Source organism: Hymenobacter mucosus, from assembly GCF_900188255.1.
Taxonomy (GTDB): Bacteria; Bacteroidota; Bacteroidia; order Cytophagales; family Hymenobacteraceae; genus Hymenobacter; species Hymenobacter mucosus.
Genome location: NZ_FZNS01000002.1, coordinates 409803 through 423530, shown reverse-complemented (window position 1 = coordinate 423530; position 13728 = coordinate 409803). Strand labels below are relative to the sequence as shown.

At 57.9% G+C, this 13728-nt stretch carries 9 protein-coding genes; 5 read left to right on the top strand and 4 right to left on the bottom strand.

Going from position 1 to position 13728, the window contains the following annotated elements; translation table 11 throughout:
- Positions 1-126: 126 nt before the first annotated feature.
- Positions 127-1152, top strand: a complete 1026-nt coding sequence (locus tag CHB83_RS05710; protein ID WP_089331975.1) for a hypothetical protein — start codon at positions 127-129, stop codon at positions 1150-1152.
- Positions 1153-1225: 73 nt separating this feature from the next.
- Here CHB83_RS05710 and CHB83_RS05705 read toward each other — a convergent pair whose 3' ends face one another.
- Positions 1226-2089, bottom strand: a complete 864-nt coding sequence (locus CHB83_RS05705) for a hypothetical protein (RefSeq protein WP_089331974.1) — start codon at positions 2087-2089, stop codon at positions 1226-1228.
- Positions 2090-2265: 176 nt separating this feature from the next.
- Here CHB83_RS05705 and CHB83_RS05700 point away from each other — a divergent pair, with 176 nt between their 5' ends.
- On the top strand, positions 2266-3084 hold the full coding sequence (locus CHB83_RS05700; RefSeq protein ID WP_089331973.1) for a phosphatase PAP2 family protein: 819 nt from the start codon (positions 2266-2268) through the stop codon (positions 3082-3084).
- Here CHB83_RS05700 and CHB83_RS05695 read toward each other — a convergent pair.
- Positions 3066-4124 carry a ComEA family DNA-binding protein gene (locus tag CHB83_RS05695; RefSeq protein ID WP_143437009.1) on the bottom strand — a complete coding sequence of 353 codons (1059 nt, stop codon included), beginning with the start codon at positions 4122-4124 and terminating at the stop codon, positions 3066-3068. The genes CHB83_RS05700 and CHB83_RS05695 overlap by 19 nt on opposite strands.
- A gap of 232 nt (positions 4125-4356) precedes the next feature.
- Entirely contained in the window at positions 4357-5340 is a 984-nt protein-coding gene (locus CHB83_RS05690; protein ID WP_045688851.1) for a hypothetical protein, read from the bottom strand.
- 131 nt (positions 5341-5471) lie between these two features.
- Between CHB83_RS05690 and CHB83_RS05685 the strand changes: the two genes are divergently transcribed.
- From CHB83_RS05685 to CHB83_RS05675, 3 genes are all read left to right on the top strand, one after another.
- Positions 5472-6056, top strand: a complete 585-nt coding sequence (locus tag CHB83_RS05685) for a DinB family protein (RefSeq protein ID WP_055562473.1) — start codon at positions 5472-5474, stop codon at positions 6054-6056.
- Positions 6057-6273: 217 nt separating this feature from the next.
- Entirely contained in the window at positions 6274-12549 is a 6276-nt protein-coding gene (locus CHB83_RS05680) for an alpha-2-macroglobulin family protein (RefSeq protein WP_089331971.1), read from the top strand.
- A gap of 253 nt (positions 12550-12802) precedes the next feature.
- The gene (locus CHB83_RS05675) at positions 12803-13252 is read left to right on the top strand and encodes a hypothetical protein (protein ID WP_045688733.1); all 450 of its coding nucleotides are present in this window, start codon (positions 12803-12805) and stop codon (positions 13250-13252) included.
- 129 nt (positions 13253-13381) lie between these two features.
- Here the strand turns inward: CHB83_RS05675 and CHB83_RS05670 are convergent, their stop codons facing one another.
- Positions 13382-13708, bottom strand: coding sequence for a 2Fe-2S iron-sulfur cluster-binding protein (locus CHB83_RS05670; RefSeq protein ID WP_045688732.1), 327 nt, complete (start codon positions 13706-13708; stop codon positions 13382-13384).
- Between the last annotated feature and the right edge of the window lie 20 nt (positions 13709-13728).

Sequence of the window (13728 nt, the reverse complement as noted above, 5' to 3'; positions counted from 1 at the left end):
TGTTGGGGGTGAAAGAATGCAGTAAAACTAATGGGTATTTTGAAACTGCGAAAACTAGCGAGGCGGCAAAAACACGTGGCTCAGCTGTGCGTATGCGTATCTAGACGCTACTAACCTCCCTACTCCATGCCCGAACAGCCCACTACCCCCAATCAGCTAGCCAATTCTGCCGGTGACACGCCTTCATCTGCACCCCAGCAATCGGCTCCAGGAACTAGTGTTTCTCCCGAGCCATTGGCTACCTCAGAACCAAGCGCTGAGCAGGGTAGCGCAGCGTCAGGGACCACCCCTAACTCGCAGCCTCCCGCTGCCGGGGGATTACCGCAGGAGTTGGAGGCCCCCGAGAATACTACTGGTCAGCAGGCCTTCGCCAACGACCCCAACCATGAGGAAAACGAAGTAGCTAGCCCCAGCCGCGGTGAGTTTGGCCGCCAGTCGGCGCAGGGTGTTACGCAGGGTGGCTATGGCAACGAGCTGAGCCGCGGCGACGCCACCTACGCAGGAACTGTAGAGCGGCCCGCTGCTACTACTGGCTACATTGGCGAGCGGCGCCAGCAACCCGATGACTTCGTATCGGGTGAGAACGGTAGCTTCGGTACCCAGCCCGCGGGCGCGGAAGTGCCCAGTGGTTCGGCTGTGGGCGCTCAGTTTGCCAATGACAATGCAGCTCCCAAAGGCGTCGATTCCGGGTTTGCGGAAAACTATGGCACTTCTTCCTTGGGTGGAAGCCTCGTCGGCAATGCCCAGCCCGATAAAGCCCATCGCAACCAGGAAGAAGACTACACGCCAAACCACCCGGAGGGTGGCCCAGAGGGGCTACTCACCGGCGTCGCTCCCACCAATACTGGCCAAGGCACTGGCGAGGCAGATGCCACGCCCACCACGGGCTCGCGCAGCGGCTACCAAGCAGCGGGTTCTCCTGACTCGCAGGGGGGCGCGCAAAAAGGCTTCGGCTCGAAGGGCGGCTCGTATAACGATGAGTACGATAGCCAGAACCCTAAGCAGGCTGACAGTTCACCATCTCGCGGCGACTACGACACGCAAGACGCGGCCCCTAACTACGGCGGTGCCTCCGACGACCGAACGAACCAGGAGGATGCTCCCGATTATGGCGCCGCGCCACGCCGGGCCGCGGGCACTCCTGACAACTAGCCCCACCATATCAAAGAGCAGTCCGCAGAAGGAGCTTGAGGTATATAACCCAAGCCCTCTTTCTGCGGACTGCTTATTTACGCTTGGCTCGAAAGAGCTTGCCTTTCTCGTTGCTGAAAATGAAATCCTGGTTGTTGATAAAAACCAGTGCCTCAGCTTGGCCCGAGGTGGGCACCGGCAAGCATTGTTTGAGACCATCGAAGAGACGTCGGCCAGGCAGGCGCTCAAATAAATAGACGTGCCCGTAGCCGAGCAGGGCTACTCGGCGCCCGTCCGGGCTGATATCGGCGGCCGTAATCCACGTGTTGATCTGAAGGCTATCGGCAAGGCGGGCGGTGTAGTTACCGGGTTGGGCAGGAAGTACATACTGCTTTACCCAGTGGCCTTCGCCGCGGTTTTTGGTGAACAGGTAAAGGCTATCTTGGTAGTAGTAGAAGGCCTCACAGTCGAAATTTCGGTAGGGCTTCTTTGGCGGGAAGTCGTGCTGATCGGGATACGTAAAGCTGATGGTATCTACCTGCGAGTAGTCAGGGCCGGCCAGGCGGTAGATGGCGAGGTTGCGGCGTTTATTCTGATTGTTGCCGAAGTCGCCGATGTACAGTCGTTTCTCGTCGTCCTGGGCCAAGTCTTCCCAGTCTACATTCATGAGCGGGGCCAAGTCTACAGTATGCAGTCGGTCGCCCTGCGGGGTTATTTTATACAGGCGGGCCGTGTTGCCCCCATCAGCGTGAGTCCACAGGTCGCCCTCCGCATCGGCTATTTCCAGCCCCGAGCTTTCCGCTACCTGCTTACGCTGGAGCTTTCCGGTAGTTGTAATCTCATACTGGTCAGCAACCAGGGCAAATTCGCCCCGCCCTTGGTCGGGGCTACAGCCGCAGATTACGGACTGCAAAAACACGAGAATCGGAAACAGCTTGTCCCGAAGTAAAAAAAGCATAGGCAGGAAAGTGAACGTACTCCAAGCTACCAACCTAGTCAATTGGTACAAATTGCCGGCTGGCATACCTGAACTACCACCAAATTTAATACGGTACTCGGGTTGAAAAGGCTATTAGAAGGAAAAGCAAAGGAGTATCTTGTTGGCTATCAATTAGCCCTCCTTTCTAGCAAAGAATGCGCATTGCCTTAGTTGCCCTAGCCCTGAGCGGAATGACAGCGGCTCGCGGGCTAGCCCAAACACCTACCCACTTGTCTGCTGATACACTGGCTTCGCTTAGTCAGCCAGCGCGTGTGCCCTTCCTGAAGCGGCCCGTCGTGTGGCGCACGGCCATTCCGGTGGTGTTTGTGGGGCTGGGCTACCTCAGCCGCAACGAGAATGTGCTGGATGAGATGAAGGAGGTAGTGCACGAAGAAACCCACGAGCACTTTCCGCATTTCCATACTTCCCTCGATAACTACTCGCGTCATGCACCCGTGTGGGCCGCCTACGGTTTGTACGCCCTAGGTATGCACGGGCAGCGGGGAGTAGTGCCATTCACGGCCATTTATGGCCTCTCGCATGCGCTGAGTTCGGGTGTCGTCAGTGGGCTGAAACATGTTGGGGGCACCCGCCGCCCCGATGATCCGGCCGATTTCAGCTCGTTTCCTTCGGCCCATACCGCCGAAGCTTTCATGACGGCTACCTTATTGTACGAGCAGTTTGGGCACACGCGGCCGTGGCTGGCGGCGGGAGGCTACACGGTAGCTGCCGCTACCGGAGCCATGCGCATGCTAAACAACCGACACTGGATAACGGATGTGGTAGCTGGCGCCAGCATCGGGTTTTTATCGGCCGAAACGGTGTGGCGCCTGTATCCGGCGGCGGCGCGCCTGCTTCCCGGCCATTTAGAAGAGAAGCTGTTGCTGATGCCCACCTACGTGCCGGGCGGCGCCGTAGGCTTTACGCTGGCAGTAAAGCCTCAGGAGCGGCCAGCTTATTCAAAGCGGAGATAGGGCTGGAGCTTTTCAAGGGTAGTAGCATCCAGAATCCGAATCTGGCGTAAGTCGGCGGCTTGCTTGAACGGGCCGTGCTGCTGGCGGAAGGCCACAATTACCCGGGCTAGCCGCTTGCCAATGTAAGGATGGCCCTGTAGTAGCTCGAAAGACGAGGTATTGATAGCCACCGCAGCGGGTGCATAGCTTGGCGCTACAAACGTGTACTTGCGGAGGCTGTCTACCAGGTCGGGAGCGTCGCGCAAGCTGTAAATTTCACCTAGTTGATCTTCCTGTAGAAAGCCACCCAGGCGCTGCCGATATTCTACTACCCGCCGTGCGTAGCCACGCCCAATGCCGCGGATTTGCATGAGCTGTGTAGTGTCCGCCTGATTGAGGTCGAAGGCTGCCAGGTGAGCTGGCTTACGAGCCGGGCGGGCCGCACCCGTGGCCGGAAAGCCGGCCTTGTTGGACTCAGCAGTAGGGTAGCGACTAGCATACTGCCGGGCTTCGTGCGGTGGCAGTTGGTCGGGGAGCTGAATGAAGGGGGCGAGACGGGTATACACAGAATCGGGCAAACCATAGGTTCGGCGGATTTGCTCCTTGGCCTTGAAGCCTCCTAGTACCTCACGGAAGCGTACGATTCGCTGGGCAACGTAATAGGGTAAGCCGCGCGCCTCCCAGTCGGTTGCTGTTAGTTGATTGGGGTTGAAGGGAGCTAGCGCGACCTGGGGTACGTGCGGCCGGGCGCTATAGCTACGCCTCGGGTAGCGACTAGCAAATGTAGGCCGCGCCTGGCGCTGGGCTGCAAGCTCGGTGGCCCAGGCATTGAGTTGGGCTTGGTCGGCGGCAGGGTTGTACTCAGTAAGTTTGGGTCTTACCACGGCTGGCAGGAAAAGCCACATCACCAAAAGAACCAGCAGAATTACAAAGCCCGAGGTTTCGCGTCGAGAAAAACCAAAATAGCGGCGCAAGCTGCGCTGCAAGGGGGCTACCAAAGATTGCTTGCGAGGCGAAGTTACCGTAGCAGGTCGCGGCCGAGTAGGATTAGGAGCAGACACGGGAATAGCACGAATGTATACTAGCTAGAATGAGATGTTGAGTATAGGAGTAAATCGTGATAAATAAAAATATAGCAAGAAGGTAGTGAGCTCAGCAGCAGAGGTTACTACGCCCCACCTCCTAAGCTAAAAGCTGCATAAGTGCGTGTACAACCCTGCGCGAAACGGGCAAGACAAACAGTAGAATATGCTATAGCTATCTGCTGTAAAAGGTATTGATTGAGGCTGCGGGCTACTTTCTGATTTTCACGTCTACCTCATATCGGTAGCGGGGTGGGCCGCCGAGGGGCACGGCAAAGAAGGGCAGGGCCACGTCGTACTGATCAGTGACGTAGAATACGAGGTCGTTGCTTGCTTTGGTAAGAGAGGTGATTTGCAGGTCCAGAGACAAGCCGTGCTCCTTCTCACTGATGCGGTGCGTGCTGCTAGTCCACACGTTGTCGCCACTTACGGTAGCCGTATGCCCGTTTTTAGCCACGCTGAATACTTTCAGGCTCACGTCGCCATCTAAGTCAAAGTTACTTTGCTTGATGCTTACTACCCGGTCGTTGACAAAGGGGTAGAGATGGGTAATAGTTCGGCGTTGGGGCGAAAGGCGAAACGAGTATTCGTAGGTGAAGGCGTTGCCGCCCTCCACGGGTATATTCTCAGTAGGCGACGAGCTAAGGAAATAGCGGTACAAGTTGCCATCGTCGCCGGTTTTTCCTTGTACGATTACCTTGAACACGAAGCCATCAAAGTCGGGTACAAATTCACCCGTCAGCGGGTTCAGCGGCCCCAAGGTATACCACTGGTTATCATAGGTCTTTTCGGCCCCAAATGTCTTGGTGCTAAGCAAGGTGCCAGACCGGAACTGCCCCTTCGGATCGGTGCCGCGCGCATCGGGGCCGGAGTGGGTACCCGCGCCGCCGTAAAGGCTAAACTCAGTGGTCGTATTCCAGCCAAATTTAGCTTCGTCGTGCTGCCCACCGCAGTCGGGGTCGAACACCCGGATGTACACGGGCTGCCGGTTCTGCTTGGGTACGAGGAAAAAGAACGTTTCGGTGTGGTCATCGTCGCCCCAACTCGCGTCGGCCTTCGCGCCGAAGGTGACCAGAAAAGCAATGTTCTCGCCGGGGTTAGGTGCGGCCTGGGCGTGTGCGGTAGGTGTTGGGAGTAGCCCCCAGAGTAGCACCAGCAGGCCCCAGCCCCAGATGGTACGATGAAAAAGCGGCATTCGCAGAGTACGTGGTAGGGCGTAAAATCCGGTGAATTTAAGGATAAACCGAGTAGGGCTTTGCCGAAACCGCAAGGGGGGCGTATCATTACACCTACTTCTACTTTCGCCCCCGCCCGACGGTATCTGTTATGAGCCAACCTACCCGCCGCACCTCCGAGTTTCTGGATTCCCTTACCGCCGACTTACACGCTATTCGGGAGGTTGTGAATCAGCGCTTTCGTCCCCTCACCGACGACCAGCTGAACCGCGGACCAGGCCCCGGCAAGTGGAGCGTAGGGCAGTGCTTGGAACATCTCAACATTGTGGGAGGCCTTTACTTGCCTACTATTAGCCGCAAGATCAAAGCTGCCCAGCAACGCGGTAGTACCCCGGCTGAAACGGTAGTACACGGGTACATCGGCAAGAAAATGACCGACGCCATGCGCGTGCCTGCCAGCGAAAAACCCATGAAAACGCCCCAGCAGTACGCGCCCAGCGGTATGCGCCTACCCCGTACGGTGCTGGAAGTGTTTGGCCGCCAAGTAGACGAGTTGCTAAGTCTAATTGAGCAGACGCGCACTGTCAATGCCAACACCATCCGGATTCCGAACCCTATTATTCCGCTCTTGCTACCCCGCCTGACCGATGCGCTGGAACTGCTAGTAGAGCACATGAAGCGCCATATCGGGCAAGCGGAGCGCGTACTTGATACCCGGCAGCTTACCGGCGAGTAGCAAAGGCAAGAGGGCATACGCAAACCAAGGGGAGCCTTGCTTTACCCAAATCAAACCCAGAATTAAGGGCGTGTTTGGGTAGAACAAGGCTTTATTGTGCTGTGCAGGATAGCTAGAAGCCCTGGCAGGTGGAAAAATAAATTGGCTTGATGTGGAATTAAGCAGCTTTGTGCATCTGCGCTGTATCAGGTCACCCTCTTCCACCCGTTGTTCGGCTATGCGCCCCTTCCTGTTTAGCTTACTTGCCCTGCTCATGCTCTTTTTCTCCGGTTCATCCCAAACGGCCCCGCGCGGCGGTGGTGGTTCCAACCCAGCCGCGTGGAAGAAGATCGACCAGCTTCTGGCCAAAAGACAGACTACCTCGGCGGCCAAGCTACTTGAGCCTCTGTACCAGCAAGCCCGCCAGCGGCAAGATACCCCAGAGTATCTGCGGGCCTTGCTGTATAAACTGCGCCTATTAGAAGCAAGGGAGGAAGAGTCGGGAGAGAAGTCTATTGCCTTGGTAGAAGCCGACCTGAAAACTGCCAAGTTTCCAGCGCGGGCCGTTTTGCATAGCCTGTTGGCCCAACTCTACGCCATGTACTACGAAGAGCATCGCTACGCGCTCTACGACCGAACTACTACCGCCCACGCTGATTCGGCAGACCTTAATGGGGCCGATGTGCGCACCTGGGATGCAACTCGCCTGGGCAGTGCGGTGGTCCGGCACTACCGCGCCTCCTTGGCTGAAAATTCCCAGCGCCTGCAGCAGTTGGCCATACAGGAGCTAGGGTACGCTGTGCGCCTAGGAGATACCGAAGGCCAAATCCTGCGACCTACTCTCTATGACCTGCTAGCTCATCGCGCCATAGATGGCTTAGGAAACGACGAATACTACGTTACAACCCCAGCCCAGCAGTTTGAGCTACAGGACAAAGCCCTGTTTGGGGCCGCTGAGAACTTTGTGCGCCTGAAGCTGACTGCCCCTCTGGCTGATTCATTAAACGGGCAGTTCCACGCCCTGCAAGTGCTGCAACAGCTCACCGCTTTTCGGTTGCAGGACAAGAAAAACCTGGCTGCCTTGGCTGATGTAGAGCTTAAGCGCCTGCGCTTCGTGCAGCAGCACTCGGAGCTAGCTGGCAAAGAAGAATTGTACCGCACCGCCCTAGCTCGCACCGCCGAAACGTTCAAGAACCTGCCGAATGCCGCTGAGTTTCTTTTTGCCCAAGCCGAAAGCCTATCAGAGGAGCAACCAGCTAAAGCCCGTGAGCTAGCCCTGGAAGCTGAAAAGCGCTACCCCAAGTCGCGCGGAGCAGAAAGAGCCCTGGCGTTGCGCCGCCAACTAGAAGCGGTGGAGCTGTCCTGCACTACCGAGGAAGTAGTGCTGCCAAACCAGCCATGGTTGCTGAAGCTGCAAGTGCGCAATGCCGCTACCCTCTATGCTAAGGCCTACCGGGTGAGCAGCGCTCTGGTGTTGCGCCAACAGGAACGCCCCGAGTTCTACCAGAATCAGACAATTCAAAAACGCTATGCCCGTGCATTGGCGGCTACCCCCACCGCGGCCTGGAAGCTGACTGTGCCCGGCCCGGCTGATTACAAGAGCCATAGCGTGCAACAGGCAGGGCCAGCTCTACCGTTGGGCCACTACCTTATCGTGGTAAGTACGACAGCAGAAGCCCCGACGAAAGAGCGTGCTGGTGTTACTACCGCCTATGCTGAGTTGGGAGTAAGTGAGCTAAGCCAGGTCCGGCGCAGTGCTGCTACCCAGGAAGGGCCAGAGCTGCTAGTGTTGCACCGTCAGAGTGGGGAGGCGCTGGCAGGTGTGCAGGTGTTGCCTTTTATGCAGTACTATGATCAGAAAGCCCAGCACTATAAAAGCCGACGTGGTGCAGCTCTAGCTACCTCCGCAAAAGGGTTAGCGCAAATACCACTAGGGGTAGTATCTGGCGAAAACACGCTGCTTGAAACGGTGTTGCTTTCCAAAGGTGCCGATTCCTTACTGGTATCGGAGGGTGGCTATTATTTCCCACGCCGGGCACGCACGCAAGAAAAAGAACAGCCCCAGCGTCGCACGTTTCTGTACACTGACCGCGCCATCTACCGCCCTGGCCAAACGCTGTACTTTAAGGGCATCCTGACCGAAACGCTAGCTGACAAATCCCGCCTGCTGACCAAGCTGCCCGTAGTGCTGCGGCTAGAAGATGTGAATGGCCAAACAGTCCAAACCCTGTCGTTCACTACCTCTGAGTTTGGGTCTTTTCGCGGCTCTATGGTGCTGCCTACCGGGCTACTCAACGGCGAAATGAGCCTGCAAACCGAGTACGGTAATGTGAGCTTTGCTGTGGAGGATTACAAGCGCCCTACCTTCCAGGTAACGTTTGAGCCAGTGCAAGGCACGCCCGTGCTCGGGCAGGAAGTGACCTTGCGCGGCAAAGCCACCGCCTACGCCGGCCAGCCCATTGATGGGGCCACGGTAAACTACCGGGTAGTGCGCCGTACCCTGTGGCCTATGTTTGGCCGCGGCGTTGGCGGAGGCCGGCCCGAAATGGAAATCCTGAACGGCACAGCCCAAACCGATTCGGCAGGCGGTTTTACGGTGAAGTTTACGGCGAAAGGAGAGGAGAACCCCACGCTCAACAAGCGCGGCCCCTGGCAGCCTGGCTACGTGTTTGAGGTGACGGCCGACGTAACCGACGCCGCCGGCGAAACGCGCACCGGCGAGCAGCGCGTGAGCCTGGGTGCCGATGCTTTGACGCTGCGCCTGGAAATGCCCGAACTATTGAACCGCGAAAAGCTCCCAACTCTGCGCTTGCTCAGTACAAATGCAACTGGCGAGGCACTGCCGGCCAAAGGCACGCTCCGGCTTTACCGCCTCTCAGCTCCTAGCCGCGCCCTGCGACCCCGTGCCTGGGAGCAGCCTGAACGTGAAGCCCTGAGCTTGGAAGAATTCAAGCGACTGTTTCCGCTGGATGCCTACACCAAGGAAGACAACGACAGTACCTGGGCCCGAACCCTCGTGCTTACGCAGGAGTTCGATACCGAAAAGTCGCCGCTCCTGCCGGGGCTAGCTGCCCCGCTGGCTCAGCAGGCTCCCGGCCGCTACGTGCTCGAAGCCACGGCTACCGTACCGGCCAACGCTCAGCCTGCCAAAACGGAACAGCGGTTCACCCTGTACTCTCCCTCTGTTACTACACTGCCGGTTCCTACCCCTGATTGGTTTGTAAGCCTCCAGGATAGTGTAGTGCCGGGCCAGCCCGCTCGGTTCCTGGTAGGTAGCTCCGAAGCCGGGGCACGCATCCTGCTGGAAGCCGAAGCCAAAGGCGAAACCATCCGCCACGAATGGCTGACGCTAGCCGCTGGCGAACAGAGGCTCATAGAAATTCCAGTATCCGCCACCCTCGGCGAAACGCAGCTGTACGTGCACACCACGCAGGTGCGCGACAACCGCCTGTATACCCATACGGCCCCGGTGCAAGTGGCTACCCCGCCCGCGCCGCTAGTCCTCAGCATTGCCACCTTCCGCGACAAGCTCCAGCCCGGCCAGAAGGAAACCTGGCGCGTCACCATCCACCAAACCGGCGGCAAACCTGCCCAAGCAGAGCTGCTCGCCTCGCTCTATGATAAGTCACTGGATACCTTCCGCCCGCATGCCTTCATGGAGCTGGACTTTCCGAAGTCGTACTACCAGCCCGCTCTGGCTTGGCAAGGCCAGTTTGGTACAGCATATTCGGATGAGCTATCTAGCAGCCCGGTATCCGATGGTTACGAGCGTGACCTTGAGTATCCTCGGATTAATATGTGGGGCTTTAACGGCGAGGATAATGACTATTTCGCAAGAAATAAGAAACGAAGAGTTGTTGCCACGCAAACAATAAAAGGTAATACTTCCGCTGATTTAGCAGGTCTGGAGGACGCAACGGGTGCCGTTGCAGATCAAGAAGAACTAAAGGATAAATCAACACGACCACAGCGCATGGCTATGATGCGTATGGTCCCGCCGCCGCCACCGCCACCTAGCGCACCTCCAGCGCCTGGGAAGTCAAATGAGATTCCAGATGAAGAAGAACTGCGCGATAAAGTTGATCCTAGCCTAGCTGCTGTTCAGGCCAGGAAGGACTTCCGCGAAACGGCTTTCTGGATGCCTGAGCTGCGCACCAATGCCCAGGGTGAAACCGTGCTGGAGTTCCAAATGCCCGAAGCCGTGACACGCTGGCAGCTGCTAGCCCTCGCCCACGACCAAGAGTTGCACACCGGCCTGCTGCGCCGGGAACTGGTGACACAAAAGCAACTGCAGGTAACGCCTAACGCCCCGCGCTTCTTCCGGGAAGGCGACCGGCTACGCTTCACTGCCAAGCTCAGCAACCTCACCGACCAGCCCCTACAAGGCACTGCCCAACTGTTCCTCTTCGATGCCCGTACCCAGCAGCCCCTGGAAAGCCGCCTGCTGAAAAGTGCTGCAACCCTCAAGTTCGACGTAAAAGCCAACCAAAGCAGTGCCCTCGGCTGGGACGTTGCCCTGCCGGAAACCGCCGAAGGACAAGTGCCCTTAGAAGCTATTACCTACCGCGTAGTGGCTCAAACAGCTGCCCCCAAAAAGGCCAAGCGCAAAGCCCAGCAGCAAGCCGAAGTCTTTTCTGATGGGGAGGAGAATACCCTGCCCGTACTACCCAACCGTCTGCTCATCACGGAAAGCCTACCGCTAACTATCGTGGGGCCGGCAACGCGGGAGTTTGAGCTGAAAAAGCTGACGAGTACTACCTCGCCCACGCGCCGCAACTACTCGCTCACGCTGGAAATGACCCAGAACCCGGCTTGGTATGCCGTGCAGGCGCTGCCCTACCTTATGGAGTACCCCTACGAGTGCTCCGAGCAGGTATTCAGCCGCCTCTACGCTAACTTGTTGGCCGCTAAAATTCTGCAAAGCAACCCGCGTTTCCGGACCACGCTGGAGGAGTGGAAGCGCGCCGCCCAAGCCGGCGACAAAGTAGCCCTGGCCAGCAAGCTGGAACAAAACCAGGAGCTGAAAAACCTGCTGCTCCAGGAAACGCCCTGGGTGCGCGATGCCCAGTCAGAAACGGAGCGGATGCGCCGCCTCACCGAGCTGTTTGATGAGCCCCGCCTAAAGGTCGAAACGGCCCGGGCCCTTACCAAGCTGGCGAAAATGCAGCAGCCGAACGGTGCTTTCCCCTGGTTTGAGCGCATGCCCGACGACCGGTATATCACCCAGCTCATTGTGGCCGGGTTTGGCAAGCTCCGGAAGCTAGGCGCCTTCGATGCAGCCGAGGACGACCAAGCCCGCCAAATCCTGCAACGCGCCCTAGCCTACCTCGACGCCGAGCTGCAGCGCGACTATGCTATGCTCCGCAAGGAGCCCAAGGTGGATCTGAAGAAAAACCACCTGCTAGACATACATATTCAGGCCTTGTATGCCCGCAGCTTTTGGTCAAGCCAGCCGGTAGTTAAAGGCGCGCAGCCCGCCTTAGGCTATTATCAGCAGCAAGCCGCTACCTACTGGAAAGACCAAACCCGCTACCTCCAGGCCCAGATTGCGCTAGCCCTGCACCGCGAGAAAACCCAGCCCGCCGCTACCAAAGACATCCTCACGGCCCTAAGCGAGAATGCCCTGCACAGCGACGAGCTAGGTATGTATTGGAAGGAAGTGCGCGGCGGCTACTACTGGCGCGAAGCACCTACCGAAACCCAGGCTACCCTCATCGAAGCCTTCGACGAAGTACGGAACGACCAGAAGGCAGTAGATGAAATGAAGCTCTGGCTGCTCAAGCAGAAGCAAACCCAAAACTGGGAAAGCACACGCGCTACCGCCGATGCCTGCTACGCCCTGCTGCTGCGCGGCTCCGACTGGCTCCAGCCCGTGCAGCCGATTCAGGTAACCGTAGGAGGGGAGGCCGTTAAGCCAACCACCCAGCAGGCCGGCACCGGCTACTTCAAAACCACCTTCCCCAACGCTAGCATCAAGCCAACCCAAGGCAAGGTTACGGTAAAGAAAACGGACGCCGGCGTGGCCTGGGGCGCCCTCTACTGGCAGTATTTCGAGCAGCTGGATAAAATTACGCCCGCCGCTACCCCCTTGCAGCTGGAGCGCCAGCTCTACCGTGAGCAGCGCACCACGGGCGGCCCCACGCTGGAGCGCCTCACCGCTGTTACCCCCTTGCGCGTGGGCGACGTGCTGGTAGTGCGCCTAGTACTACGCTCCGACCGAGACCTGGAATATGTGCACCTTAAGGACCAGCGCGCTGCCGGCCTAGAACTCATCGGCCAAACCTCTGGCTACCGCTACCAAGGTGGATTGGGGTACTATGAGAACCCTCGCGATGCTGCTACCAACTTTTTCATGAGCTACTTCCCCAAGGGCACGCACACCTTTGAGTACCGTTTGCGGGCTGCGCAGGCGGGCAACTTTTCAGGCGGCCTTTCACAACTGCAGTGCTTGTATGCTCCGGAGTTTACAACCCATTCGGCCGGTACGCGGGTGCAGATAGCAGCGCTACCGTAGTAAGCCATGCAAGGAAACGCACCTACTGCAAGCGGGCTGGTAGCATTCGGAAGCAGATAGGATTAAGGGAATGAGTAGCGGTATTCTGCTGATACAGTGTCAGATTTGGCCCTCAGCTCGAAAAGTTTTTTTGCCGCCGAAAACGCCGTGTGCAGGGCTGAATACCTGTTCTCACCGGTCAGAAAGCAGCCGGGGGTTGAGTCTGATAAAGTTGGGGCGTAGCTTTGCAGCCCCTTTGTCCTTCAGAATGACGATGATGCAGAAGTTATATGTGTTGCTGGTAAGCTGCCTACTGTTGGGTAGCGCTCCGGCAGTGGCGCAAGGAGACAAACACGGACCTAGCGCGAAGACTACGCCCACGGCCCTGCCCGGCGAAGAGAAGCTATCGGCGCAGGAGCGGGCCGAGCGGGACTTTCTTATGCCCGTTCGCCGTAAGCAGGCCGCCACATTGCGCGCCACGGCCCGTGAGGAAATAGCTAGCCAGCCTGCTATTGAAGTAACCGCCCGCAACTTAGAAGGAGCCGATGCTGCTAAGCCAGTAGTGGAGGGCCTAGAAGCCAATGCTGCTACAGCCACCGTGCGCCACCATACGAGCTACCGGCGCCACAGTTCATCCCGCCGTCGGTCGCGTAAGCACGCAGCTACTAGCCGTAAGAAGTCAACCGCTAAGAAAAAGAAGACAACCCGCCGCCATCGGCGCTAGAAGTCTAGAAATAGTAAACGCCACGGGCGGACCATATTGGCCCGCCCGTGGCGTTTGTAGTAATACCAAGTACGCTTGGCCCAGCCGCATAGGCAGCTGTACGCAGCGCAGTTAGTGTTCCTAGGAAAATTAGGCGTCTTGGGGCATCAAGCGCACCACGAGTCCATCAATGCGGGGCGTGAGGCGAATCTGGCAGGACAGGCGGCTACCCTGGGTCATTACGGGTAAGCTTTCCAGCATGGCTAACTCATCGTCGCTAGGTTCGGGTAGTTCGGGGCCCGCCAGCACCTCTACGTGGCAGGTGCCACACAGGGCCATACCGCCGCAGGTTGCCTGAATATCGTAGCCATCGGCTTTCATGATTTCCATCATGCTCAGGCCCATGTCGGTGGGGGCCACAATCTCACGCCGTTGGCCGGGCGCTTCCTCTACGTATACGCGTACTTCTTCAGTCATTATGCTAGGCAGTTACTAGT

What these genes read in the sequence shown, in the direction of transcription:
- CHB83_RS05700 (WP_089331973.1), top strand. Translation starts at nt 2,266, where the DNA reads ATGCGCATTGCCTTAGTTGCCCTAGCCCTGAGCGGAATGACAGCGGCT.
- CHB83_RS05705 (WP_089331974.1), bottom strand. Translation starts at nt 2,089, where the DNA reads ATGCTTTTTTTACTTCGGGACAAGCTGTTTCCGATTCTCGTGTTTTTG.
- CHB83_RS05680 (WP_089331971.1), top strand. Translation starts at nt 6,274, where the DNA reads ATGCGCCCCTTCCTGTTTAGCTTACTTGCCCTGCTCATGCTCTTTTTC.
- CHB83_RS05710 (WP_089331975.1), top strand. Translation starts at nt 127, where the DNA reads ATGCCCGAACAGCCCACTACCCCCAATCAGCTAGCCAATTCTGCCGGT.
- CHB83_RS05675 (WP_045688733.1), top strand. Translation starts at nt 12,803, where the DNA reads ATGATGCAGAAGTTATATGTGTTGCTGGTAAGCTGCCTACTGTTGGGT.
- CHB83_RS05690 (WP_045688851.1), bottom strand. Translation starts at nt 5,340, where the DNA reads ATGCCGCTTTTTCATCGTACCATCTGGGGCTGGGGCCTGCTGGTGCTA.
- CHB83_RS05685 (WP_055562473.1), top strand. Translation starts at nt 5,472, where the DNA reads ATGAGCCAACCTACCCGCCGCACCTCCGAGTTTCTGGATTCCCTTACC.
- CHB83_RS05670 (WP_045688732.1), bottom strand. Translation starts at nt 13,708, where the DNA reads ATGACTGAAGAAGTACGCGTATACGTAGAGGAAGCGCCCGGCCAACGG.